The organism is Methylobacterium sp. E-066, from assembly GCF_022829635.1.
Taxonomy (GTDB): domain Bacteria; phylum Pseudomonadota; class Alphaproteobacteria; order Rhizobiales; family Beijerinckiaceae; genus Methylobacterium.
Map to the genome: position 1 here is coordinate 1 of NZ_JAKSYO010000181.1, position 24,388 is coordinate 24,388.

General features: G+C 70.8%; 21 protein-coding genes. 7 read left to right on the top strand and 14 right to left on the bottom strand.

Features of this window, described 5'->3' with window-relative positions; genetic code table 11:
* Window positions 1-464: 464 nt before the first annotated feature.
* Together MKL20_RS25520 and MKL20_RS25525 are read right to left on the bottom strand one after the other, a co-directional pair.
* On the bottom strand, window positions 465-1,157 hold the full coding sequence (locus MKL20_RS25520) for a GntR family transcriptional regulator (RefSeq protein ID WP_244038999.1): 693 nt from the start codon (window positions 1,155-1,157) through the stop codon (window positions 465-467).
* A 482-nt stretch (window positions 1,158-1,639) separates the two neighbouring features.
* Complete coding sequence (locus MKL20_RS25525; RefSeq protein WP_244039000.1) at window positions 1,640-2,560, bottom strand: LysR family transcriptional regulator; 921 nt, start codon at window positions 2,558-2,560, stop codon at window positions 1,640-1,642.
* Between the two features lie 126 nt (window positions 2,561-2,686).
* On the opposite strand from MKL20_RS25525, the gene MKL20_RS25530 reads away from it, so the two are divergent.
* The 4 genes from MKL20_RS25530 to MKL20_RS25545 all read left to right on the top strand — a co-directional run bounded on the left by MKL20_RS25530 (window position 2,687) and on the right by MKL20_RS25545 (window position 5,776).
* Window positions 2,687-3,613 carry a ring-cleaving dioxygenase gene (locus tag MKL20_RS25530; protein WP_244039001.1) on the top strand — a complete coding sequence of 309 codons (927 nt, stop codon included), beginning with the start codon at window positions 2,687-2,689 and terminating at the stop codon, window positions 3,611-3,613.
* Between the two features lie 62 nt (window positions 3,614-3,675).
* Window positions 3,676-4,323, top strand: a complete 648-nt coding sequence (locus tag MKL20_RS25535; protein WP_244039002.1) for an alpha/beta hydrolase — start codon at window positions 3,676-3,678, stop codon at window positions 4,321-4,323.
* Between the two features lie 36 nt (window positions 4,324-4,359).
* Entirely contained in the window at window positions 4,360-4,767 is a 408-nt protein-coding gene (locus MKL20_RS25540) for a DoxX family protein (RefSeq protein ID WP_244039003.1), read from the top strand.
* 31 nt (window positions 4,768-4,798) lie between these two features.
* Window positions 4,799-5,776 (top strand): Gfo/Idh/MocA family protein, encoded by a 978-nt coding sequence (locus tag MKL20_RS25545; protein ID WP_244039004.1) that lies wholly within the window; start codon window positions 4,799-4,801, stop codon window positions 5,774-5,776.
* 475 nt (window positions 5,777-6,251) lie between these two features.
* Here the strand turns inward: MKL20_RS25545 and MKL20_RS25550 are convergent, their stop codons facing one another.
* Genes MKL20_RS25550 through argJ form a run of 3 tightly spaced genes read right to left on the bottom strand, consistent with a single transcriptional unit; the run spans window position 6,252 to window position 8,643 of the window.
* Window positions 6,252-6,680 (bottom strand): (deoxy)nucleoside triphosphate pyrophosphohydrolase, encoded by a 429-nt coding sequence (locus MKL20_RS25550; RefSeq protein WP_244039005.1) that lies wholly within the window; start codon window positions 6,678-6,680, stop codon window positions 6,252-6,254.
* Window positions 6,677-7,396 (bottom strand): SIMPL domain-containing protein, encoded by a 720-nt coding sequence (locus MKL20_RS25555; RefSeq protein ID WP_244039006.1) that lies wholly within the window; start codon window positions 7,394-7,396, stop codon window positions 6,677-6,679. Before MKL20_RS25555 ends, MKL20_RS25550 begins: the two co-directional genes overlap by 4 nt.
* A complete protein-coding gene (gene argJ, locus MKL20_RS25560) occupies window positions 7,393-8,643 on the bottom strand; it encodes a bifunctional glutamate N-acetyltransferase/amino-acid acetyltransferase ArgJ (RefSeq protein WP_244039007.1) in 1,251 nt (416 codons plus the stop codon). The genes MKL20_RS25555 and argJ overlap by 4 nt, the downstream gene beginning before the upstream one ends.
* A 230-nt stretch (window positions 8,644-8,873) precedes the next feature.
* Between argJ and MKL20_RS25565 the strand changes: the two genes are divergently transcribed.
* Both MKL20_RS25565 and MKL20_RS25570 read left to right on the top strand, forming a co-directional pair.
* A complete protein-coding gene (locus MKL20_RS25565; protein WP_243962540.1) occupies window positions 8,874-9,311 on the top strand; it encodes a histidine kinase in 438 nt (145 codons plus the stop codon).
* A 616-nt stretch (window positions 9,312-9,927) separates the two neighbouring features.
* Entirely contained in the window at window positions 9,928-11,883 is a 1,956-nt protein-coding gene (locus tag MKL20_RS25570; protein WP_279594993.1) for a methyl-accepting chemotaxis protein, read from the top strand.
* A gap of 225 nt (window positions 11,884-12,108) precedes the next feature.
* On the opposite strand, the gene MKL20_RS25575 is transcribed toward MKL20_RS25570, so the two are convergent.
* The 7 genes from MKL20_RS25575 to MKL20_RS25605 all read right to left on the bottom strand — a co-directional run bounded on the left by MKL20_RS25575 (window position 12,109) and on the right by MKL20_RS25605 (window position 18,912).
* Entirely contained in the window at window positions 12,109-12,915 is an 807-nt protein-coding gene (locus MKL20_RS25575; RefSeq protein WP_244039009.1) for a TetR/AcrR family transcriptional regulator, read from the bottom strand.
* Between the two features lie 94 nt (window positions 12,916-13,009).
* Window positions 13,010-13,840 (bottom strand): pyrroline-5-carboxylate reductase, encoded by an 831-nt coding sequence (gene proC, locus MKL20_RS25580; protein WP_409568201.1) that lies wholly within the window; start codon window positions 13,838-13,840, stop codon window positions 13,010-13,012.
* Window positions 13,837-14,346 (bottom strand): YbjN domain-containing protein, encoded by a 510-nt coding sequence (locus tag MKL20_RS25585; RefSeq protein ID WP_007569163.1) that lies wholly within the window; start codon window positions 14,344-14,346, stop codon window positions 13,837-13,839. Before MKL20_RS25585 ends, proC begins: the two co-directional genes overlap by 4 nt.
* Window positions 14,347-14,636: 290 nt before the next feature.
* Complete coding sequence (locus MKL20_RS25590; protein WP_243951248.1) at window positions 14,637-14,921, bottom strand: accessory factor UbiK family protein; 285 nt, start codon at window positions 14,919-14,921, stop codon at window positions 14,637-14,639.
* Window positions 14,922-15,066: 145 nt separating this feature from the next.
* Window positions 15,067-15,288, bottom strand: coding sequence for a hypothetical protein (locus tag MKL20_RS25595; RefSeq protein ID WP_243951246.1), 222 nt, complete (start codon window positions 15,286-15,288; stop codon window positions 15,067-15,069).
* A 132-nt stretch (window positions 15,289-15,420) separates the two neighbouring features.
* Entirely contained in the window at window positions 15,421-16,137 is a 717-nt protein-coding gene (locus MKL20_RS25600; protein ID WP_244039010.1) for a PhoH family protein, read from the bottom strand.
* A gap of 411 nt (window positions 16,138-16,548) precedes the next feature.
* Window positions 16,549-18,912, bottom strand: a complete 2,364-nt coding sequence (locus MKL20_RS25605; protein ID WP_244039011.1) for an ATP-dependent helicase — start codon at window positions 18,910-18,912, stop codon at window positions 16,549-16,551.
* A 375-nt stretch (window positions 18,913-19,287) separates the two neighbouring features.
* On the opposite strand from MKL20_RS25605, the gene MKL20_RS25610 reads away from it, so the two are divergent.
* A complete protein-coding gene (locus MKL20_RS25610; protein ID WP_244039012.1) occupies window positions 19,288-22,737 on the top strand; it encodes an AsmA-like C-terminal region-containing protein in 3,450 nt (1,149 codons plus the stop codon).
* A gap of 258 nt (window positions 22,738-22,995) precedes the next feature.
* On the opposite strand, the gene MKL20_RS25615 is transcribed toward MKL20_RS25610, so the two are convergent.
* Together MKL20_RS25615 and MKL20_RS25620 are read right to left on the bottom strand one after the other, a co-directional pair.
* On the bottom strand, window positions 22,996-23,634 hold the full coding sequence (locus tag MKL20_RS25615; RefSeq protein WP_244039013.1) for a VOC family protein: 639 nt from the start codon (window positions 23,632-23,634) through the stop codon (window positions 22,996-22,998).
* Window positions 23,635-23,717: 83 nt separating this feature from the next.
* The coding region (locus MKL20_RS25620) for a phosphotransferase family protein (RefSeq protein WP_244039014.1) at window positions 23,718-24,388 on the bottom strand (671 nt) is incomplete at its 5' end.

Consider the following 24,388-nt stretch of genomic DNA (forward strand, 5'->3'; position numbering starts at 1 on the left):
GCGCCTCGTCCTGAACCGCCCCCTCACCGCCGCTCCGGCTTCGCCTGCGCTTCCCGCACGGACGACGAGGTCCGTGCGGGCCTCTCCCCGCAAGCGGGGCGAGGGGACCCGCGCTTCGTCCGCAGATGTGTGAACATCGTAGCCCGCACGGGAGAGGGGGCGCGTGGCGGCTTCACACATCGTTCCGGCAGCAAGCGTTTGAAGCACCGCGCTTTTCCCCTCTCCCTTGCGGGGAGGGGCCAGGGGTGGGGGTGGTGCCGGATGAGGCGCAGCGGTGCCTTCTGAACCACCCCCACCTCCAACTCCTCCCCGCAAGGGGGAGGAGAGCCCGTCCCGCCTTCCGCGAGCCGATGTGTGAATATCCTAGCCCGCACGGGAGGAGGGGACCTGCGCCTGCTTTCGGGGGCTTGGGCCCGTCCGTGACGGCAGCAGCCCTCGGTTCAGCGCCGGTCGCGCGCCCCGCCTCACGCGCCGAGCGCGCGCCGGTAGATCGCGATCAGGGATCGCGCGGCATGCTCGATATGGCTGCGCAGCATGTCGGCCGCCGCGTCGATCTCGCCGGCCTCGCACAGGGCGAGGATCTCCCGGTGCTCCCGGTCGGCCCGGGCGACGTCCCCGGAGGCCGAGAGCTGGAGCCGGGTCGGGCGGTCGCAATCCTGCAGCAGGCCGGCGACGATGCTGAGCGAGCGCGGGCGCTCGGCGTGCCGCAGCAGGTCGAGATGGAAGCGGCGGTTCAGCTCGCCCCAGCGCAGGATCTCGCCGGCCCCCAGGGCGGCGCTGTATTCCTCGGTGAGGCTGCGCAGCTCCAGGATGTTCGCCTCGGAAAAACGCCGCGCCGAGAGGGCCAGCAGCTCCGGCTCCAGCTGGACCCGGAGGGCGAAGATGTCCTCCACCTCCTCCACCGACAGGCCCGAGACCACGGCGCCGCGATGCGGCATGATCTTGATCAGGCCGGTGGCTTCGAGCTGCAGCAGGGCCTCGCGGATCGGGATCCGGCTGATCCCGAATGCCTCCGCGAGCGCGTCCTGGCGCAGCTGCGTGCCGGCCGGGAACTCGCCGGTGAGGATCCGTTGGCGCAAGGATTCGGCGACGGCGGCGGCCACGGTCTTATGGACCAGCCGATCGGGCGCGGATCGGACGGGAACCGCAGTCAACATCAAGGCCTCGAACGGACGGGTCTAAGGGGCTTATGCCAAGGGCGGCGCGCACGGCTCTCGAGCGGGTGCTGCGCTCGGTGGCGCGTGCAGGGCAGGGGGCTGCCGGTCCGTCTCACCGGGGGGATACGGCCGCACGACCGAGGGCCTGCCCGCGCGACGGTTCCAAGGTCGGTCAACACCTCATCCATCCCCATGGAGCGTCCAGGGCCAGCCTCACGGACGCCAGGATCGGACATGTAACGACCGATGCCGGACACCCTCCTTCAAGAGAGGTAAGGTATCCAAGCTTTACGGACCTGGCCAGATACAATCGAGCAAGTCAAGAATATTTGTATAAAATCATTCATAAGGTAAAGACCGTACGCTTCCGATAGGAACGCGATCTTTGACCGCAAGCGCCGTGCCGTCAGTCTCCGAACTGGACGTCGAACCCCTAGAGATCTGTAACTCCTGGTTGTGACCCGACGAATCCCGGTCCTGCCCTATCGCGGCGCCGGCCCGGCCCAGGGGGCCTGGGCGAGGGTCTGCCCGAGATAGCCGATCAGGGCGGTGATCCGGGCCGGCCGCGGGTCGCCGGGGGGCGTCACGAGGTGCAGCGCGATCGGCGGCGGCGACCAGCCGGGCAGGACCCGTTCCAGGCGCCCGGATTCGAGGTCGTCCCAGATCATGAAGTCCGGCTGCAGGGCGAGGCCGAGCCCGGCCCGGAGCGCCGGCGCCAGCGCCTCGGCGTTGTTCGCCCGCAGCGGGCCGCCGGGAACGATCACGGCCTCCGCGCCGGCCGCGTCGATGAACCGCCAGCGGTCGGGGGTCGGCAGGTAGGCGTAGCCCAGGCAGGCGTGGCGGGCGAGCTCGTCCGGATGCGTAGGCCGTCCGTGCCGGTCGAGATAGGCGGGTGTGCCCACCAGCGAGCGCCGGATCGCGCAGAGCCGCCGGGCGCGCAGGGAGGAATCCGGCAGGGCCGCGATCCGCAGCCCGATATCGAAGCCGCCGCCCACGAGATCGACCACCGCGTCCGAGAGGTGCAGGTCCACCGAGACGGCGGGGTGCTGGCGCAGGAAATCCGGCAGCAGCGGCGCGACATGCATCACCCCGAAGGTCATCGGCGCCGCGAGGCGGACGAGGCCGCGCGGCTCTGCGGCCCCCGCCACGGCCTGCGCCTCCGCGGCCTCGCCCTCCGCCAGGATCCGCGCGGCGCCGGCCTTGGCGGCGTGCCCGGCCTCCGTCAGCGCCAGCTTGCGCGAGGTGCGGTTGAACAGCCGCGCGCCGATCCGGGCCTCCAGCCGGCCCACGGCCTTCGAGACAGTGCCCTTCGACAGGCCCAGCTCCTCCGCAGCCCGGCCGAACGAGCCCGCCTCCACCACCTTGGCGAAGACCGCCCAGGCCTCGAAATCGGGGAGCCGCATGAGTCGCATTCCGGAAACGATGGGTTTCCAGCGTTTCTATTTTCGTGGGGCATGGCAAGGGCCAGATTGCCGTCATCGACACACGCCCGCCGCGCTTCCCGCGGCGGCTTCTCGGGAGACAGCGTCATGGTGCAGTCCGGCCTCCACCACGTCACGGCCTTTTCCGGCCCGGCAATGCGCAACCTCGACTTCCACACCCGCGTGCTCGGACAGCGGCTGGTGAAGAAGACCGTCAACTTCGACGATCCGGGCACCTACCACCTCTACTACGGCGACGCGGCCGGGCAGCCCGGCACGATCCTGACCTTCTTCCCGATCGAGCACGCGGCCCCCGGCCGGGTCGGGGTCGGCGAGACCCAGGAGACCGCGTTCCGGGTGCCCCGCGGCTCGATCGGCTGGTGGACCCACCGGCTGATCGAGAAGGGCGTCGCCCACGAGCCCCTGGTCCAGGTGTTCGGCGCGCCGACCCTGCGGTTCCGCGATCCCGACGGGATGATGCTGGCGCTGGTCGGCGTCGACGGCGCCGAGGCGGAAGCCGGTTGGGCCTCGGTCGAGGTCCCGGCCGAGCACGCGATCCGCGGCCTGCACGGGGTGACGCTGCTCCTGGAGACAGCCGAGGCCACGGCCGCAATCCTCACGGAGGTGCTGGGCCTGCGCGAGGAGGCCCGCGAGGGCAACCTGACCCGGTTCGCCGGCAGCGCGGCGCTCGGCGGCTTCGTGACGATCCGGGCGGTGGGCGGCTTCCTGCGCGGTCGGCAGGGGGCGGGCTCGGTCCACCACATCGCGTTCCGGGCGGCGGACGATGCCGCGCAGGCCGCGATGGCCGAAAAACTTGCCGGGCTCGGCCTCCAGGTCACCGAGCAGCGGGACCGGCAGTATTTCCGGTCGGTCTACTTCCGCGAGCCCGGCGGCGTGCTGTTCGAGATCGCCACCGACGCCCCCGGCTTCGCCGTCGACGAGCCGGTGGAGTCCCTCGGCAGCGCCCTGAAGCTGCCCGCCGGACTGGAGCCGCACCGGGCCCAGATCGAGGCGGTGCTGCCGAAGGTCGCCTGACCCACGCCTCCGCCCCGGACGAACGGGACGGAGGTGCAAAGATTGCCACCAGCGAGGTCGCCATGAACCAAGACGTTCTGACCCCCGATGCCCTCGGCCTGATCCATCGTTTCGAGCCCGGTGCGGCCTCCGCCCGACCGCTGCTGCTCCTGCACGGGACCGGCGGCAACGAGCACGATCTCCTGCCGCTGGGCCGGATCGTGGCCCCGGGCGCACCCCTGCTGTCGCCCCGCGGGGCGGTGCTGGAGAACGGCATGCCCCGGTTCTTCCGGCGGCTGGCCGAGGGCGTGTTCGACGAGGCTGACCTGCGCCGCCGCACCGCGGATCTCGCGGCCTTCGTGGCGGCGGCGCGGGCGCGCTACGACCTGGCCGCGCCGCTGGCGCTCGGCTTCTCGAACGGCGCCAACATCGCCGCCGCGCTGCTGATGCTGTACCCGGAGGTGCTGGCGGGCGCGGTGCTGATCCGCCCGATGGTGCCGCTGGCCGAGCCGCCCGCGGCGGACCTCGCGGGCAAGCCGGTGCTGATGCTGTCCGGAGCCATGGACCCGATCGTCCCGGCCGAGAACGCCAGCCGGCTGGCCCAACAGCTCACGGCCGCCGGCGCTGCGGTCACGCACCGGATTCTTCCTGTCGGCCATGGCCTGTCGCAGGCCGATGTCAGCCTCGCGGCGGACTGGGTCCGCGGCCTCGCGCTTCCCGACGCGGCCTGATTGTCGAACCTCTGCACGCTGAAACGGAGTCTTCCCATGGCATCCCCGATCGCCCCCGCGCTGACGCTGCTGCCGGTCACCGGCCGGGTCCTGATGAGCGCGCTGTTCCTGGTGAGCGGGGTTGGCAAGCTCGCCGCCCCGGCCGCGACGCTCGCCACCATCCGGGCCGCCGGCCTGCCGCTGCCGGAGGTTTCTTTCGCGGCCGCCGCCCTGGTGGAGATCCTGGGCGGCCTGCTGCTCATCGCCGGCTACCGGACCCGGCTCGTCGCCCTGGCCCTCGCCGGATTCGCGGTGGCCACCGCGCTCACCTTCCACACGGCCCTGGCCGACCCGAACCAGATGTTCCACTTCCTGAAGAACCTCGCCGTGGCGGGCGGCTTGCTTCAGGTCGCGGCCTTCGGGGCCGGCCCGTTCAGCCTCGACGCCCGGCAGGGCCGGGCCTGACCGGGCGCCGTCACCAGCACAGGGACCTGGAATGACCACGACCGACGCGCCGCTCGCCCTCGGGATCATCGGCGCCGGCATCATGGGCGAGCGCCTGATCGCCGCCCTCCACGGGGCGCCGGATTCACCCGTGCGGGTCGCCGCCCTTTGGGATCCGTCGCCGGAGGCAATGGCCCGGGTCGGCGCGGCCTTCCCGACGGTGCCGCAGGTCGCCGATTCCGCCGCGGTCGTGGCGGCGAGCGCCTGCGTGTACGTCGCCTCGCCGCCGGCCTCGCATCTCGGCTACGCCCGGGCCGCGCTGGCCGCCGGCCGCACCGTGTTCTGCGAGAAGCCCTTGGCCATCGACCTCGCCGAGGCCCGCGCCTTCGTGGCGTCTGCGGGGGCGGCCGGGGCGGTGAACTTCCCGTTCGCCTCCTCGCCCGGCGTGGCGGCGCTGCAGCGCTGGATCGCTGACGGCGCGGTCGGGACGCCCCGGCAGCTCACCATCGCGGTGGCCTTCGCCCGCTGGCCGCGCCCCTGGCAGGCCGACGCGGCGCGCTGGCTCGACGCCCGGGCCGAGGGCGGCTTCACCCGCGAGGTGGTCTCGCATTTCCTGTTCCTCAGCCACCGCCTGTGCGGGCCGCTCCACGGGCTCGCCGGCACGATCGCGTTCCCGGAGCCCGGCCGCTCGGAGCGGGCGATCGACGTGACGCTCACCGCGGGCGACGTCCCGGTCACGCTCACCGGCCGGGTCGGCGGGGTCGCGGAGGACGACCGCAACACCTGGACGCTCGAGGGCGATGCCGGCGCGATCCGCCTGCGCGACTGGGCCATCGCCGAGCGTCGCGCCCCGGACGGGACCTTCGTCCCGGCTCCCGACGCGCTGCCCAACGCGGAGGCCCGCCCGATCGCGCTGCGCCGCCAGCTCGACGGCGTCGCCCGCATGACCCGCGGCGAACCCCACCCCCTCGCCACCCTCGCCGAAGCGCTCGCCGTGCAGGAGATGGTGGAGGGGATTCTGGCGCTGTGAGGCTTCGGGTGCCGCCGCCCCGATAGGCCCGGAGAGGCGCCATGTTCGCCAATCCGCACCCCGTCGGCGGATGAGGGCGGAAGCCCGACAGGCGCGCCTCTCCCTTTCCCCCCCTCGCGGGCTACGAGGTTCACAGATCTCCGTTGAGCACCGCCGCCGGCGAAGCGGCGCGACTTGCCCCCTCTCCCGCACTGGAGAGGGTTGGGGCGAGGGACGAGACGGTTCAGGATCAAACGTAACCCCGGCCGCACCGCGAGGGCGCGCCACTTCCGGGACGTCCTGGTCCCTCACCCTGTCCCTCTCCCGCACGGGAGAGGGGACACGCGCCCCGTCCCGGCGCCGGGTCTCTGCAGAGCTGTGAAGCCAGTAGCCCGCAGGGGTGAGGAGGCGCGCGCCCTGTACGCACCGGACATCCTGTGCCGTCACCGATTTGCGGCGTGCAAGGACGGCGATAACCCTCCGCTTCAAGCCCGCCTCAGTTTCCCAACAGCTCGACCAGAAACGGGATCAGCGGCGCGTCGGCGGGGGGCATGGCGAGGTCGCGCAGGGCTTTGGGGCGGACCCATTTCAGCGCCTGGCCCTCCATCGAGCGGGGCGTGCCCGACCAGCGGCGGCAGACGTAGAGCGGCATCAGCAGGTGGAAGTCCGGATAGGCGTGGCTGGCGAAGGTCAGGGGCGCCAGGCACGGCTCCTCGACCCGGATGCCGAGCTCTTCGGACAGCTCCCGGATCAGGGTCTCCTCCGGGCGCTCGCCCGCCTCGACCTTGCCGCCGGGAAACTCCCACAGGCCGGCGAGCTGCTTGCCGGCCGGGCGCTCGCTCACCAAGACCCGGCCGTCGACGTCGACCAGCGCCACGGCGACCACCAGCAACAGGCGCAGGGCGGGCGTCTCGGGCCCGCTCACGGCGCCACCGCGAAGGTAACCGAGACCTCGGAGGAGAGCTGGATCGTACCGGCCTCGATCGGCACGCGCCGGCCCTTGGCCGCCATCGGGGCCGCGAGGGCACGGCCGAAGACCGGCGGCGGCGGGACCGCGGCGCCCGGGTTGCCCAGCGTGCAGAGGGGCCCGAGCTTGGCGCCCAAAGCCTCAGCCAGGGCCTCGGCCCGGGTCCGGGCATCGCGGGCTGCCGCGACCTGGAGCGCGGCCTCGGCCTTGTCCGGATCGCGCAGGCCGAAACTCACCCCGTCGATCCGGTTCGCGCCCGAATCGAGGGCTTGGCGCAGCAGGTCGCCGAGACGGTCCATGTCGGCGAGGCGGACGGTCACGAGGTTGCCGGCCCGGTAGCCGTCGGGCTCCTCGGTGACCAAGCCCCCCGGCCGGGTCACGCTGCGCGAGCCGGCCTGGAGGGTCACCGCGGCGGTGCCGATATCGGCGGGCGGCACGCCCAAGGCGCGCGCCTGCGCCGAGACCCCGGCCACCGCCTTCGAGGCGGCGTCGAGGGCCGCGGCCGGGGTCGTGCCCCGGGCCTCGATCCCGACAGTGATTTCGGCGAAGTCCGGCGCCCGCATCTCCGCGGCCCGCCCGACCACGCTGATGCGCCGCTTGCACTCCGCATCGTCGGCCCGTGCCCCGATGGGCAGCAGCGCCAGCAGGAGAATCCCCGCGAGACCCGCCCTCACGAGCGGTAATCCCCGTTGATCTCGATGTAGGCCTTGGTCAGGTCGCAGGTCCAGACGCGGGCTTTCCCCTCGCCCAACCCAAGATCGACCCGGATCTCGATCTCTGGCTCGCGCATCACCGCGCTGGCGGCGTCCTCGCTGTAATCCGGGTCGCGGGCGCCCTGGACGGCCACGCGCACGTCGCCGAACCAGATCGCCAGACGGTCCCGGTCGGCGGGCTCGCCGGCCTTGCCGACCGCCATCACCACCCGGCCCCAATTGGCGTCCTCGCCGGCCACCGCGGTCTTCACCAGCGGCGAGTTGGCGATCGACATGGCGATCTTGTGGGCGGAGGCGTCGCTCTCGGCGCCGGTGACCCGCACGGTGACGAACTTGCGCGCGCCCTCGCCATCCTTGGCGACGAGCTGGGCCAATTCGATCAGCAAGCTGTCGAGCGCCGCCTTGAAGCCGGCGAGAAGCGGGTCGGCGGCGTCGGCGATCTCGGCGTTGCCGGCCTTGGCGGTGGCAAACAGCAGCAAGGTGTCGGAGGTCGAGGTGTCGCCGTCCACCGTCACGCAGTTGAAGCTGGTCTTGGTGCCGGCCGAGAGCAGCGCCTGGAGGGCGGCCTGGGGCAGGGCGGCGTCGGTGAACACGAAGGCCAGCATCGTCGCCATATCGGGGGCGATCATGCCGGCGCCCTTGGCGATGCCGTTGATGGTGACGCGCACGCCGTCGATCTCGGCGGTGCGGGTCGCGAGCTTGGGGAAGGTGTCGGTGGTCATGATCGCCCGGGCGGCCTCGGCCCAGGCGGCCGGGCCGTCCGTGGCCCGGGCGGCGCAATCGGCCAGCACGCCCTCGAATCGCTCGGCCGGGAGCGGCTCGCCGATCACCCCCGTGGAGGCGACGTAGACCTCCCGGTCGTCGCAGCCGGCCGCCTGCGCGGCGATCTGCACGGTCTTGGCGACGGCCTCCCGGCCGAGCCGGCCCGTGAAGGCGTTGGCGTTGCCCGAATTGACCACCACGGCCCGGGCCGTGCCATGCGCCAGGGCCTCGCGGCACCAATCCACCGGCGCCGAGGGGCATTTCGAGCGGGTGAACACCCCGGCCGCGCGGGTGCCGGCGGCGAGGTCGACATAGAGCACGTCGGTCCGGCCGCTGTAGCGGATGCCGGCCTGGGCGGTGGCGATTCGCACCCCCGGCAGCGGCGGCAGCTCCGGCACCGCGCGCGGCGCCAGCGGGGAGACGGGCGGGGATTTCGCGGACGACATCGGCTGAAAGCTCCGGCAGCGCGCGGGGCCTCCCGCGGCGGCCCGGTGTTGCCCGCGCGACCCCGGCGCCGTCAACCATACGCCTCCGCCCTGCCCAAGCAGGAGGCTGCATGCGTTTTGAGCAGAAACGGCGCCGAATGCGGCGCCTTCGCGGCCTCAGGCTTGCGCGAGCCTTGGTTCCCGGCATAGCATGGTGCATCGCAATGCCAGAGCGAGGTCGAGTGCGGACGATGCCCACAACCGACGTCGAGACGGCCTCGAGCAGGCTGCCCCAGGGCGTCTGCTACCGAATTCAGGTGCTCGTCGTCGGCCGCCACAAGCGCTGGCGCGACGAGATCTCCGCCGAGATCCGGATGCTGGGCTACCAGGTCACCGCCTGCGACCGGGGCGTCGATGCCATGACGGTTCTGGCGCTCGGGCTCCCCGTGGACGTGATGGTGGTGGATGCCGCTTTGCAGGGCGGCGGCCTGTGCTGCGCGCAACTCGCGGTCGAGGCGCGGGCCCTGCGCCCGGGGCTGCGCATCGTCCTCTCCAGCGATCCGTTCGACCCGCCGGAGCAGGAGGCCTCGGTGCTGGTCCCGGACGCGCTGTTCATCCAGCGCGAGCAGTTCCAGAACGGCATGGTCGCGACCCTGATGCGCGAGGCGCTGGCGAACCGCGTGGCCTGATAGGCCTGTATCCCGCCGGCAGACCTTCGATTCCCGCCCGCGGGGCTTTTTCCTGGCTCAACGCGGCGTGGGCTTCGTGATGCCCCGCCGCCTGTCGAATCGTTCGCTGGTTCTCGCGTCGGGGTGTCGTCTGGGGCGGGTGCCGTACCCCGCATCCCGGGGGTACGACAGCGATGCACCGGTCGGCACCACGAAAAGTTGATCCGGAGCCATCATGGTTCGTCAGCTTATCGCCGAGACATAGCATGTAAGTTTTCTGGCTATGCACCTGGGAAACTGGATAATTCAACGCGACGCGCCCGATGTATCGATAAATTTCATCTCATTCCGGAAAAAATTGGAACCATAAAGATAAATATTTTCTTTTATAAGATCACAAACTTGGCGAACATGCATTCGGAGAATGCGACGCACATTTCGATAATTAGTTATTTCTATAATATCGGAATTGGATCATTTATTCTGTAAATTTTCTTAAAATCGGCACTTCAACTTTGACATGTGAATGTCATTCGATCGATTTTTATGTGCGCCGTGCCCGTCGATGGTACGCATTAATGAAAGTTGTACGCCTGTGACCTTGGGAATCCGCCACCGGCTCTATGCCGGCTTTGCGATGCTTGTGCTGATCGCTGCCGGCATAGGTGCCTTCTCGCTTTATCAGCAGAGCACGATCGACGGGTATTACGACGCGCGCTCTCGTCTGGACCAAGGTTCGCGGTCGATCCTCGCGATCAGCAACCTCGCCCTGCGCCTGACGAGCGCCGCAGAGAAATACCGCTTCGAGCCGGATCCCGCGCAGATCGCCGCGATCGAGCAGACGCGCCAAGCCATTGAGACGGCGAGCATCGAGCACCTCGTGGCGACACCGAGTGAAGAGCGGCGCAAGATCTACGGTGAGATCCGCGACGAGTCTCGGGCCCTGAAGCCGGAGCTGGAACGACTCGCGGCGGCCGGCTCAAAGTTGACCGAAATCAGAACGGCCATGTTTGCGGGCGGGGATCAACTCATGCGTTTCACCGACGCACTGATCGCCGAGGCGCGCGGTCGTGCCGACGACGCATTGATCTATCGGGTTCAGGCGGTTGAGAACGCCGTGCTGCGGACCCGGCTCGCTGCCGCACGCGTCATGATCAGACTGCGTCCGGAGGATCGAGGCGTCTTCGCGGAGGCTGTCGAGCAGACCGGCGCCGCCTTGCGGGCGTTCGAGGCGGGCGGGGGCGGCGTGACGCTTATGCCGATGGTTACAGCCATCGCCAAAGCGCTGGACACCTATGCCGGCACCGTTGCTGCCTATGACGACGCGGCGAGCAACGTCAAAGCGACCTTCGAGGTCGGCATCAAGTCGCAAACCGACAAGATCGAACAGCACGCCGAGACGGCGCGCGCGAGGGTGATGTCCCAGGTCGCCGAGATTTCGGCCACGACGTCGGCCGCGGTGGCGAGCGCTCAGCGGGGGCAGATCGGCCTGATCGGCCTGACCGTGGGGATCGGTGGCCTTCTGGCCTTCCTGATCGCCCGCAGCGTCATCCGGCCGGTCACCGGCATGACCGACGCGATGAAGCGCCTCGCCGAGGGCGACACCACTATCGAGGTACCGGCGCCGAGGGCCAGGGACGAGATGGCCGAGATGGCCGAGGCAGTGAACGTGTTCCGCCAGAACGCCATCGCCCGGGCGGATCTGGAGGCCGCCCAGGCCGCGGCGCAGGCGGCCCGCTTGAGCCGGGCCGAGCGGGTCGACCAGCTGGTCAGAACCTTCGAGCAGAACGTCGCCGCCTCCCTCGACGTCGTCACCGGAGCCGCCACCGAACTCGATGCGACGGCGCGCTCGATGACCCATGTCGCCGACGACACCAACAATCAGGCCGTCGCCTCCAGCGCGGCCGCGGAACAGGCCTCCACCAACGTCCAGACCGTGGCGGCGGCGGCCGAGGAGATGGTCGCCTCGTTGCAGGAGATCGAACGGCAGGTGATCCGCTCGAACGAGGTCGCCGGCCACGCCGCCCACGAGGCCGAGGCGAGCAACGCCGCCATGGCCAGCCTGCGGCTCGCGGCCGAGCAGATCGGCGCGGCGGTGACGACGATCTCGGGCATTGCCGGGCAAACCAATCTCCTGGCGCTCAACGCGACCATCGAGGCGGCCCGGGCCGGCGAGGCCGGGCGCGGCTTCGCCGTCGTCGCGTCCGAAGTGAAGGAGCTGGCTGGCCAGACTGCCCAGGCGACGGAAGAGATCGGCGGCCAGATCGCGGCGATCCAGGCGGCCACCGGCCAGGCTGCGGACGCGATCGAGCAGATCGCCCGCACGATCGCGGCGGTGAACGAGATCAGCGGCTCGATCGCCTCGACGGTGGTGCAGCAGACAGCGGCCACCAGCGAGATCTCGCGCAACGCCGGCGAGGCGGCCCGGGGCACCCGCGACGTGTCCGCCAACGTCGCCCAGGTTCTCGCCTCGTCAAGCGAGACCGGCAGCGCCGCCACGCAGGTGCTGAACGCGGCTTCCCAGCTGGCGACGCAATCCCAGAAAGTCCGCCAGGAGGTGGACGGCTTCCTGCGGGATATTCAGGCGGCCTGACGCGCCAGCGTCGAAGATGGGGGACGGCGCGCCCATCCTGCTGGGTCTATCCCTCCCTCCACCTCATCCTGAGGTGCGTCCGCGCAGCGGACGCCTCGAAGGAGCTCTCCAGGAAACGCGCGATCTCTGGAGGGCTCCTTCGAGGCCCGCTAACGCGTGCACCTCAGGATGAGGGGAGAGATGGGATAGGCGTGGGGGCCGCGGAGACGCGTCGTGTCCTAAGCGTTAAATCGCCGCGGCGGGATCCGTCTCGTCGCCGTCGGGCTCGCGGCGTCTGCGGGGGCGGCGGTCGAGGAGCGAGCGGCCAAGGGCGCGCAGCGGCGCGGTCAGCCGCCGGGCATCCTCGGCGCGCTCCATGAGGCGCTCGCCCTTGCGGATCTCCTTGTCGAGCTTGGCCATCGTCCGGGCGAGCGCCGGATCGTCGTCGTCCAGCCAGACCTGGGTGACGCGGGCGAAGGCGATCACCACGCCCTGGAGCTTGAGCTGGCCCAGCGGCCCCTCAGTGTCGATCCCGGCCGCCGCCAGCATGTAGCGGTGGGAATTCAGCATCACGCCGTTCAAGGCCAGCATCGACAGCGGCTCGCCGCGCAGCGCGTAGGCGATCCGGCGGAGGGCAGGTTTGTAGGGCGTCATCGCGTCGAGCCGGCGCATCAGCACGTCGAACAGACGCTCGCGGGTCGGCTCCTCTTCGAGGCCGGCGCTATCGCCCTCCAGCACCTTCCGGTCGATGATCCGGGTGAGGCCGCCGAGCACCGCGCCCTTGGAGGGGAACAGGTCGCGCAACTCGGCGAGCGTCAGGCCGGCCTCGCGGGCGATGTCACCGATCTCGATGTCGTTCCAGGGCTGCTCGGCAGCGAGCCGCATCAGCGCTTCGACCGCGGCCTCCCGGGGCGGCAGCTTCGGCGGGCTCTCGGCCTGGGCCGGTGACTCCGGGGTCGGCGACTCCTGGGCCGGCCCGGCCTGGGTCGCGTCGTCCTGCACGGCACCCGCAGCCTTGCGGGTGCGCTTCGACGGGGCTCTGCTGTCGGTCATGGGTCTGTCGCCCGCTCCTGTCGGTCGTCCGGGCCTCATGTAGGGATGTGGGCGGCGATGGGCAGACCCGTCGCGCGGCGATGCCGCACGGATGTCAGCCGGCGAGCTCGGCCGCCCGGCGTTTGGCCGCCGTCACGGCCTCACGCATCAGAGGCGTCAATCCGTCCGGGCGCATCAGCACGTCGAGGGCCGCCGCCGTGGTCCCGCCCGGGGAGGTGACGTTGCGGCGCAGGTCGGCGGCTTCTTCCGGGCTGGCGTCGAGGAGTGCTCCGGCGCCCGCGACCGTGGCCCGTGCCAGAGTCCGCGCCACCGCCGGCTCGAGCCCAGCGGCGATCCCGGCCTCGGACAGGGCCTCGACCAGAAGGAAGACGTAAGCCGGCCCGGAGCCCGAGACCGCGGTCACGGCGTCGATCTGCCCCTCGTCGGCGAGCCAGGCCACCGTGCCGTTGGCGGAGAACAGGGCATCGGCCGCGTCGCGCTGGGCCGGCGTCACCTCGGGGCTCGCGCAGGCGCCGGTGGCACCCCGGCCGATGCTCGCCGGCAGGTTCGGCATGGCCCGGACCACAGCGCGGGCCCGGGGCAGCCGGGTGCGCAGGTCGGCGATGGTCTTGCCCGCCAGGATCGACACCAGCAGCGTGTCGGGGCCGACGAGCCGATCGAGTCCTGGGGCTGCCGTTTCCAGACCCTGCGGCTTGATCGCCAGGACCAACACCGCCCCGGGGTCGGGATCCGTCGGATTGAGCCGGATGCCGCGCTGGGCGCAGAGATCCACGATCGCGCGGGCGGGCACCGGGTCGACGATCGTAGTGGAAAGGGGGTCGAGGCCGGCATCGAGCCAGCCCGCCAGCATCGCGCCGCCCATCTTGCCGGCCCCGGCGAGAACCAGGGAGGCCGGCATCCGTGCCGCGTTCGGGGCCGCCGTCACGCCTCGCCTTCGGTCTCGAACAGCACGGCGTCCAGCGCCTCCCGGGCGCTCTTGCCGGCCCAGAGCACGAACTGGAACGCCTGGAAGTAGCGCTCGCAGGCATCCACGGCGGTCTTCATCATGGTGGCGCATTGCGGGTGGGTCGGCACCGCGCCGCCGGCCAGCAGCAGCGCGTGCCGGAACATCACCACGCTGTCGCTCGACCACAGGTCGAAATGGCCGATCCAGAGCTGCTCGTTGATCATCGCGATCAGACGCAGCACCTCGGTCCGCTGCCGCTCCGGCACCTTGAGGTCGAAGGCGCAGGCCACGTGCAGGGCCTCCACGTCCTCAATCCAGGTGAAGGCGACATGGTAGTCGGTCCAGCGGCCGGGGCTGGTGATCGACATCTCGTCGGTCTCGGCCCGGTCGAAGATCCAGTCGCGCAGGGACGCCAGACGCTCGACGACGTCGAGCGGATGCTCGTTCCGGTCAGGGTCGTGGAAGTCGACGTGGAGAAGCGGCATGACGATCCAAAAGGACGGTCCGGAATCGATCCAGCCCGACGTGACGGGGACGCGTGAGAGAGTGTGAGAACACTCCGAGAACTTGATACGACCGTCAGAGACGGGCCGGGGGTGACGCGATCGACTGTCGAAGCTCCGCGGACATCGCCCCGCAGCGGTCGAATCACCCTATGCCCGACTATAGACCGGCCGTGACTCGCGACACAAAGTGCAGGTCACGCTCGGTGAACAGGAAACGAAATCATCCGTCGTGCTTCCTGTGCAAAAGCCTCACGCGTTGCCGTACGGACTCAGATCGCTTCGCTGAGGCCCGCGGCGCCGGCCCCGGCGGTGCCGGATTTCGCCTCGAGGGCAGCTACCCGGGCTGTGAGCGCCTCGTTCTGGGTCCGGAGATTGGTGACCAGATCGCGCAGCACGTCGAGCTCCTCGCGGGAGGCGATGTCGAGATCGCGAACGAGGCGCTCGACCTGCGCCTTGACCACGGTCTCGGCCTCGCGGCGCACGCCCTGGGCGGCGCCGGCCGCATCGGTCATCAGGCGGGCGAGATCGTCGAACAGTCGGTTCGAGGGGGGCATGGTGGTCTCCCGGATCGGCCGGCTGCCGCTTCGGCCGCCTGACTGCGCGATTCAGGGTGACGAGATAGGAATCTGCGGGGTGCGGAGCAACGCCCAAAGCGATCCGCACAAGGAAACGGGGCCCGAAGGCCCCGCATCTTGAACATCACATCCGGTGCATACCGCGGTGATGCATGCGCCGATGCATCATCCGGCGGTGCATGCGCCGATGCATCATGCGCCGCTCCATCGGGTGCATGCGGACCTGCGTGACGGAGTCGGGCGCGGAGATCCCCGAGGGCAGGCCGGGGGCGGCGCTGGCGGGCTGGACGAGGGCGGCGCCGCCGATCGAGGCCAGCACGGCAAAGGCGAAGGTCAGTTTCCTCACGAGGAGACTCCAATTCTCTGGTAGCCGGGCGTGAAGCCCGGTTCATCCTCCCAAACGGGAGGTTCGGAGAGTCGTCTCGTGCCGGTGAAGGCACGGCGGACCCGTGAGGGTCCGCCGCCAACAACTTCTGGATTAGAGATTCGTTTCCTCGAACGCCTTCACCCATTCGGCGCAGATGCCGGAGCGGACGATGTCGTCGCGGGTGAACTCGACCACCGGGATCGGCATCATCCGGCTCTTGATCAGGTGCATCACCGTGCGCAGGCCCGAGGTCTCGCGCAGGTCGGTCTGGGAGACGTCGCCGTTGATGATGACCTGGCAATCGTCGCCGATCCGGGTCAGGAACATCTTGATCTCGGCCGTGGTGGTGTTCTGCGCCTCGTCGAGGATCACCAGGCAGTTCTTGAAGGTGCGCCCGCGCATCACCTCGAACGGCACGATCTCGATGTCGCCGGTCTTGAGCGCGATCTCGAAGGCGGCCTGGCCCATCCGCTCCTTCATGGCCTCGGTGAGCGGGGCGACCCAGGGGGCGATCTTCTCCTCCAGGGTGCCGGGGAAGAAGCCCAGCGAGCGGCCCGAGGGCACGTTCGGGCGGGTGATCACGACCTTGGAGATGCGGCGCTGGCGGAGCTGGTCGGCGGCGCGGGTCCCGGCGATGTAGGTCTTGCCGGTGCCGGCGGGCCCCAGGACGATCACCTGGGCGGAGCTGGCCAGGGCGTCGAGATATTCGGCCTGGCGGTCGGTGAGGGGTTGGATCGGGCTGAGGTTGCGCTCTTCGTCGAAGCGGGTGCGGTGAATACGGGGCGTGTGGTCTTCAACCAGTTCAAGTCGTGTGCGGCGTCGCTTCATGGATCAACACTCCAACGGGACTTGCCAACCTGGATCTGTCGATGAACTGCCGTTTACCTAACTGCTCCCGGATCTATTCTATTGCGAAACTAATTCCGGCGCCATGCCGAAGGTTCCGCCCCGTGCTATTCGCCTGTGGAGAGCGTCACGCCGCTTCGCCCGGGGTCGAATACGCAGTGCAAGCGGCGCACCAACGTGATTCGCACCCGACGATTGCGCGGCAGGTGTGACCAGGGGGTGACGATTGGTGCTGCGGTGCGGAAAAAGCCGCGACCCTGGCAAGATGGCATCAGACCGATGACCGGGGACGCGGGCGGGCGCAGTATCCGGCACGGCCCCGATCCTCCCCGCCCGCACGGGCGAAGCCGGCCGACCCTGCCGCCCTGGAACATCCGGGCTTGATTGGCGGGACTAGCTTGATCCAGCCTGGATGAAGCTGTCGAGAACCATCTTCCGGCCGGCTTTATCGAAGTCGACGGTGAGCTTGTTGCCGTCGACGCCGGCGACGGTTCCGGGGCCGAACTTCATGTGGAAGACCCGCTGGCCGTCCTGGAACGCGGAGGGCGCGCCGGTCGATTTGGCGATCAGCTCGCCCTCGATCTGGCGCGGGCCGCCGGCCCGGCCGCCGGGCCCGTTGCCGAAGCCGGACCGGTTGCCGGCGCCCGCGGCGGTGTTGGCCTGGGCGCGCTGCCAGCCGGGCGTGCCGTAGCTCGATCCGAACGGCGTCGGGTTGCGGTCGAACCGGGAGGCGCCGGCCGAGAAATGCGCGGGCGCCTCGACCACGTCGACGGCGGTCTCCGGCAGTTCGTCGATGAACCGGGACGGGATGGTCGAGGACCACAGGCCGTGGATCCTCCGGTTGACCGCGAAGGACAGCTTGGCGCGCTTGCGCGCCCGGGTCAGGCCGACATGGGCGAGGCGGCGCTCTTCTTCGAGGCCGGCCCGGCCGCTCTCGTCCAGCGCCCGCTGGTTGGGGAACAGGCCGTCCTCCCAGCCGGGCAGGAACACGGTGTCGAATTCCAGGCCCTTGGCGGCGTGGAGGGTCATCAGCGAGACCCGCTCGGCGCCCTCGGCCTCGGAGGCCTCCATCACCAGGGAGACGTGTTCCAGGAAGGCCGCCATGTCGGGGAACTCCTCCATCGAGCGGACGAATTCCTTCAGGTTCTCCAGGCGTCCGGCGGCGTCGGCGGAGCGGTCCTTCTGCCACATCTCGGTGTAGCCGGATTCCTCCAGGATGGTCTGGGCGACCTCGCTGTGCGGCTGGGTCTCCACCAGCCGCGCCCATCTTGAAAAACTCTCGGTGAGCGCCCGCAGGGTCGCGCGGACCCGGGGCTTCAGCTCGTCGGTCTCGCACAGGCGCTGGGCGGCGATCAGCAGCGGCAGGCGGTTGGCCCGGCCGTAGGTGTGGAGCTGCTGCAGGGTGGCGTCGCCCAGGCCGCGCTTGGGCGTGTTCACGATCCGCTCGAAGGCGAGGTCGTCGCTGACATTCATAGTGACGCGCAGATAGGCCAGCGCGTCGCGGATCTCGGCCCGCTCGTAGAAGCGCGGGCCGCCGATCACCCGGTAGGGCAGGCCGAGCTGGACGAAACGATCCTCGATCTCGCGCATCTGCGCCGAGATCCGCACCAGCACGGCGATCTCCGACAGGGGATGCTGCTTGGCCTGGAGCGACTCGATCGCCTCGGCGAGCTGGCGCGCCTCCTCCTCGGAATCCCAGGCGCCGGTCACGGTGACGCGCTCGCCCGGCTCGTCCTCGGTGCGCAGGGTCTTGCCGAGCCGGCTCTCGTTCTTGGCGATCAGGCCCGAGGCGGCGGCCAGGATATGGCCGGTGGAGCGGTAGTTGCGCTCCAGGCGCACCACCACGGCGCCCGGGAAATCGTGCTCGAAGCGCAGGATGTTGTCGACCTCGGCGCCGCGCCAGCCGTAGATCGACTGGTCGTCGTCGCCCACGCACGCGATGTTTTTGCGTGATTGCGCGAGCAGCCGCAGCCACAGGTACTGGGCGACGTTCGTATCCTGGTACTCGTCCACCAGGATGTAGCGGAACCGGTCCTGGTAATTGGCCAGGATGTCCGGGTTCTCGCGCCAGAGCTTGAGGCACAGGAGCAAAAGATCGCCGAAATCGACGGCGTTCAGCGTCGCGAGCCGGGCCTGGTAGGCGGTGTAGAGCGCGCCGCCCTTGCCGAACGCGAAGGAGGAGGCCTCGCCCGGCGGCACTTGCTCGGGCGAGAGGCCGCGGTTCTTCCAGCCGTCGATGGTGTGGGCGAGCGCCCGGGCCGGCCAGCGCTTCTCATCGATGTTCTGGTCGGCGATGACCTGCTTCATCAGGCGCAGCTGGTCGTCGGTGCCGAGGATCGTGAAGTCGGATTTCAGCCCGACCAGCTCGGCATGGCGGCGCAGGATCTTGGTGCCGATGGCGTGGAAGGTTCCGAGCCAGGGCATGCCCTCGCCGGCCGGGCCGATCAGCGCGCCGATCCGCAGCTTCATCTCGCGGGCGGCCTTGTTGGTGAAGGTCACCGACAGGATGTCGTAGGGGCGGGCGCGGCCGGTGGCGATCAGGTGGGCGATCCGGGTGGTCAGCACCCGGGTCTTGCCGGTGCCGGCGCCGGCCAAGACCAGCACCGGGCCTTCCGTCGCCTCGACGGCGCGGCGCTGCTCGGGGTTGAGCCCTTCGAGATAGGCGGCGGCGTCCCGCCGGAGGGCGCCCATGGCGCGGGCGGCGATGGAGGTCGGAGCGCCGTCCCCGGCGGGCTGCGCGTGCGGGCCATTCTGCATTCCGCTTCCCTGGACCAAATCGCGAACGGCGTCGAGGCCATTCGGTCCGGAGCCGCTACGCGGCGCGCTTCGTGCTGGGTCCCGGGTCGCATTCCGCTGGCGCTGCATGCGCCCGGGAAAGGGCGTCGCGATTCACCATCACCCCCCCCTTTCCCGGACAGGTGGAGCGCAGCGGAGCCTGATCCGGGACCCGGCACACAGCGCGCCGCACAGCGGCCCCGAAGATGGATCGCCCATGCGGGGCGCGGCCGGCGCCGCCTCTGGCGCCGGCCGGGACTTATCGTGCTATGGCCGGTTACAGGTTGCCCAGGGGGGCACGCGACGGCTGGGCCTCAGGGTGCCGGCCCGCGCGGATAAGAGTGCGGAACGGGTAGCGTGCGTGATCTTCTGACCGCGCTGGCGGGCGCCGTCATCCTGGTTCTCGTCGCGGCTCTGGCCGTCCCGCCCATCATCGATTGGCAGGCCCAGCGCGCGCTGGTCGACCGGGGGCTGACGCGATCCCTGGGCGTGCCGGCTCGAACCGACGGCCGGATCGAGGTCCGGCTCCTGCCCTCGCCGCGGCTGCGGATCGACCGGCTGCATCTCGGCACCGACCCGAACCGGCCGAGCCTGGACGCCCGCTTCGTCAAGGCCGAGATCGCCCTGGCGCCGCTCCTGAAGGGCGAGTTCCGCTTCACCGAGACGCGGATCGGCCGCGCCGAGATCAAGCTCCCGGTGGCCGGGGGCGACGCCCTGCGGATCCCCCCCGATCTCGGCGAGGCCCTGCGCGCCCGCGACCTCGCCATCGAGGACCTGCACGTCCAGCAATTCCTCGTGACCACGCAGGTGCCGGCCACCGGCCGGACCGACCAGCTTTACGTCCAGGACCTGCGCCTCCAGGCGCCCGCCCTGGTCGGGCCCTGGCGGGTGGAGGGCACGAGCGGCGGCGTCCCGTTCCGGGCGGTGAGCGGCACGCCAGGGACGGATGGCCGGCTCGCGGTGAAGATCGCGGGCGGCGGCGACGCGCATCCCCGCTTCGAGGCGGATGCCCGCCTCGGGCTGGTGCCGAACGAGGCCGACGGGGCGGCGCTGATCGAATCCGAGGGCTCGGCCCGCCTGGTGGTCGGGCCGCCGACCCAGGCGGCGGGCGCCTACCTGCCGTATTCCCTCGGCGGCACGTTCAAGGCCCGGGGCACGCAGGTCCGGTTCGAGGGTGTCGAGCTGGCGATCGATCCGGGCGGGCGCGCGCTCCGCTTCGGCGGCACCGGCCGGCTCGACCTGCGCCAATGGCGCGCCGGCCTGAACCTGGATGGCCGCCGGCTCGACCTCGACGCCTTCCTGGCCTCGCCCGAGGGCCAGAACCTGATCGCCCGCGGCGTCCCGGATCTCGGGCGCGGCCTGCCGGCGATGCTCGACCTCGACCTCGCAGTAGGCACCCTGGTGCTCGGCGGCGAGGAATGGTCGAACCTCGCGCTCGCCGGAACCGTCGAGCGCGCGGGCGGCCTGCTGCTGCGCCGCCTGTCGGCGGTCGGGCCGGGCGACGCGGCCCTGAATGTCAGCGGGCAGATCGAGGCGGCGCCGTTCCGCCTCACCGGCCCGGTGGCGCTGACCGCCGCCGATTCGGACCCCCTCGGGCGCTACCTGCGCCGCCTCGGGCTGGATGGGCCGCTGACCGCGCTCCTCGATGGGCGCCGGATCGAGGCGGCGGCCGACCTGTCCGCGGCGGCCTCCAGCCTGTCCCTGCGCAACCTGCGCCTCGGCCTGGGGCCTGCGCGCATCACCGGCAACGCCCGCTACACCGCCGCGGAGGCGGGAGCGCGCGGGCGCTTCGACGCCCAGATCCGCGCCAGCGGCATCGACATCGCCGCCCTGCCGCCGGTGGGGACGACGCTGGGCAGCCTGCGCGACCACGACCTCGCCCTGACCCTCGAGGCCAAGGACGTGCGCTACGGGCCGGCCGGCTCGGGCAACGGCACGATCGCGGCGAGCATCCAGTCGGACGGGTCGAGCCTCGTGGTCGACAGCCTCGACGTGACGGATCTCGCGGGGGCGAGCGCGAAACTGTCCGGCCGGATCGGTGCGGACGGGACCGGCCGCGTCTCCGGGCGGCTGAAGGCCCCGGTGGCGGCGCCGCTGCTCGGCCTGCTCGAACGGGTCTGGGTCGGCGAGATCCGGCTGCTGCCCGCCTTCCTGCGCGAGGCGCCCCTCGACCTCGCCGTCACCCTGGATCGGGAGGGTGGCGCGGCCGACGCCCTGCGCAGCCAGGCCCGGGGCAATGCCGGCGGCGGCACCCTCGACCTGACGCTGGCGAGCCGCGGCACCCGGATCGAGGGCGGGACCGCGACGCTCACCGCCCCCCGGGCCGGCGTCTGGTTCGGACGCACCGACATCGCCGGTCTGCAACAGCCCGCCGAGCTGCACCTGGGCGCCGAGCGGCCGGATGCCGACACCCTCGCGCTGACCATCAACGGCACCATCGCCGGCCTGAAGCTCGCCACCGGCCGGCCGATCCTGGTCGGCGCCGACGCCCTGCCGCGTGCCGGCGAGATCCGGGCCGACACCGCCGATCTCAGTCCCTTCCTGACCCTGGCCGGGGCCGCGCGCCTCGCCCCGGGCGCCTGGCCGGCCGACCTGACCCTGTCGCTCGCCAAGGACGGCGGCGACATCGCCGCCGACACCACGGGCAGGATCGCGGGCGCAGCCTTGACCGGCCGGCTGCTGCGGGCGCCGGGCGGGGCGCTACGCGGTCGTCTCAGCCTCGACCGCCTGTCGGTGCCGCAGCTGGCAGCCGCCCTTGTGCTGCCGCCGGACGCGGCCAAGGGCGACCGCTTCGGACCCGCACCGCAGACGCTCGCACCGGTCGCGCTCGATGCCCGGATCGCAAGCCTCGATCTCGGCCGCGGGCTCACGGCCACGGAGGCCAGCGTCGCCCTGGGGCTCGCCGACGGTGCCCTGACCCTGCGCAACCTGACGGGCAAGCTCGCGGGCGGGCGGATCGCCGGCTCGGCCACGATCAGCCGCCGGGGACCCGAGGCGTCGGTCTCCGGGGAGGGCGGGCTCGACGATGTCGCGATCGCCACCCTGGCCGGGGGCGGCCCGATCGGCGGGCGCCTGACCGCCTCCCTGCGCTTCGCCACCACGGCCGAGACCGCCCCGGGCCTCGCCGACAACCTCTCCGGCAGCGGCAGCCTCACCCTTAAGGACCTGAGCGTCCCGGAGGCCGACCCGTCGGCCCTCGGCCGTGCGCTGGCCCGGGCGGTGGAGATCGACGATCCCCTGCGGGAGGGACGGCTCCAGGCGCTGGTCGCCGAGGAACTCGCCAAGGGGGGCGCGCAGGCCAAGGCCCCGGCGAGCAGCCCGGCCACCATCGTCGGCGGCCAGATGCGGGCCGGCCCCCTCGGCCTGGATTTCGGCGCCGCGCGCTGGTCGGGGACCCTCGGCTACGACCTGCGCAGCCAGCGCCTCGACGCCCGCGGGCTCCTGTCCGGCGGCCCGGTTCCGCGGGGCTGGAGCGCCGGCGCTCCGTCCGTCCAGCTCGGTTTCACCGGCTCGCTCGGGGCGCCCGAGCGGGTGCTCGATGTCGGCGCCCTGTCGAACGGGCTCGCCGCCTTCGTGCTTCAGCGCGAGCTGGAGACCATCGAGCTGACCGAGGCCGACCAGGTCGAGCGCCAGCGCCGCCGGGCCCGGATCGAGATGGACCGCGCCCGCGCCGCCGCCCTCAAAGCCGCCGCCGACAAGGCCGCCGCGGAGGAAGCTGCCCGGCAGGCAAGGGGGCGGGCCCAGAGCGAGGGTGAGGTGACGCCTGGCGGAACAGAGGGGACGCAGCCGTCTCCGGCCAGGCCCTGAAAGGCCATTCGACCGCGTAACGGACGCGCACAATCCCGAAGGGCAACGACCAACGTTACGGACATCCCAATTTCTCCCCTCATCCTGAGGTGCTGCGCAGCAGCCTCGAAGGAGGCCTCCAGGGATCACAGTGACTTCTGGAGGGCTCCTTCGAGGCGTCCGCTGCGCGGACGCACCTCAGGATGAGGGGGTGGGTTGGACCGGCGCCGATCAAGATTAAGCCAGCCCCGTCGTGTGCTGTGGTCCGAGGCGGACAGTTCAAGCCAACTCCTTGAGACCGCCCGGCGTCTCGATCTGCGCACGATACCGAAGCACCGCCCCCTGGGTGACAACCGGCGCCCGATCGATGGCCAAGTCCTGCAACAGGGCTGCAATGAGAGCGGCCTCAGGGTGTTCGAGCGTAAACCCCTTTAGACGCGCGCCGCGATCGGCGATTGCATCCATCGCGCGGGGCCTGCCCCGCCGGTCGATGATGGAGGGAGCGCCGCCATCCATGGGAAGGGAGCCATCGTCCGGGATCGCGAAGTCGAACGTGGGGGCATCGATCGGCAGCCCGACCTTTCGGCCGAAGATGGCCTCGCGACCTTCGAGCACGCGGTCGATGTCATCGGTTCTCGCGACCCAGCCACGGAGGCGGCGGCCAGCATCCCAATCCCGTCTGACCCGCAGGCGGTCGTCGAGGCCGAACCAACGGGCGCGGTCGGGACGCTCGGCATCGGGATCGATCGCAACGATCTCGAGGTAGATCAGGTCACCGAGCTGTAACAGATGGTTGTGGGTGCCCATGGAGGCGTGCCGCTGCCCGAATGGCACGTCGAGGTCGAGGCAGGCACGAACATGCTCGACGCCCTCCGACAAGGTTGGAGCGATGACGGTGAGGTGATCGAGCTTAAGCATCGTTGTCTACCGTGGGCGGCGGTATCCGCTTCCGACCTGTCGCGGTTCCTGCGTGAGTAAGATCTTCCCCAAGAACAAATCTTCTAACGTCCACGGTCCGCGGGCCACACGACGTTTTCGAGATCCACCAACCCGTCGACCCTCGCCTCCCACCCGTCGATATCGATGTGCCGCAAATCGCTCGCGCGATGCAGCAGCATCAGCGTCAGCAGGCGCCGCCGCATGGCGGCATCCAGGGCATTCGGTCGGAGGCCATACCCGCGCATCAGGCTGGCCACGCGACCGGGCAGGCCGGCGCACATGAAGGCACTGGGGCCGAGGAGGTCATACTCGCGCCAGCCCGTCATCACGTCGCCAAAGTCGATCAGCGCCGCGAGATGCCATCGGCCGTCTGTTTCCGCGAGGAGGAAGTTCTCGGGTATCCACTCCCCCGTGAGGATCACCGGCGGGGCATCGAGGGGGACAATAGAGGGGACATGCCGGAGGAGTTCATCGAGATCGGCCAGGAGGTTCGGCGCGAGGCCCTGCCGACGATGCCGCTCGATACAACCCGCCATCTGCCTCGCGACGAAGTCCGGCCATGTCGGTTCGATGGCCGCAAGGTCACCGGGCGGGACCGCCTGCACCTCCGCGATCGTGCGGCCGATCTCGGCGAGGACGCGCACCTTCTCGGACTCGGACAGGGTCGGCCAAGCCTCCGACCCAAGAATCCCGTGCAGGCGGGTCATGACGAGGTAGGACCAGCCGCTCCGTT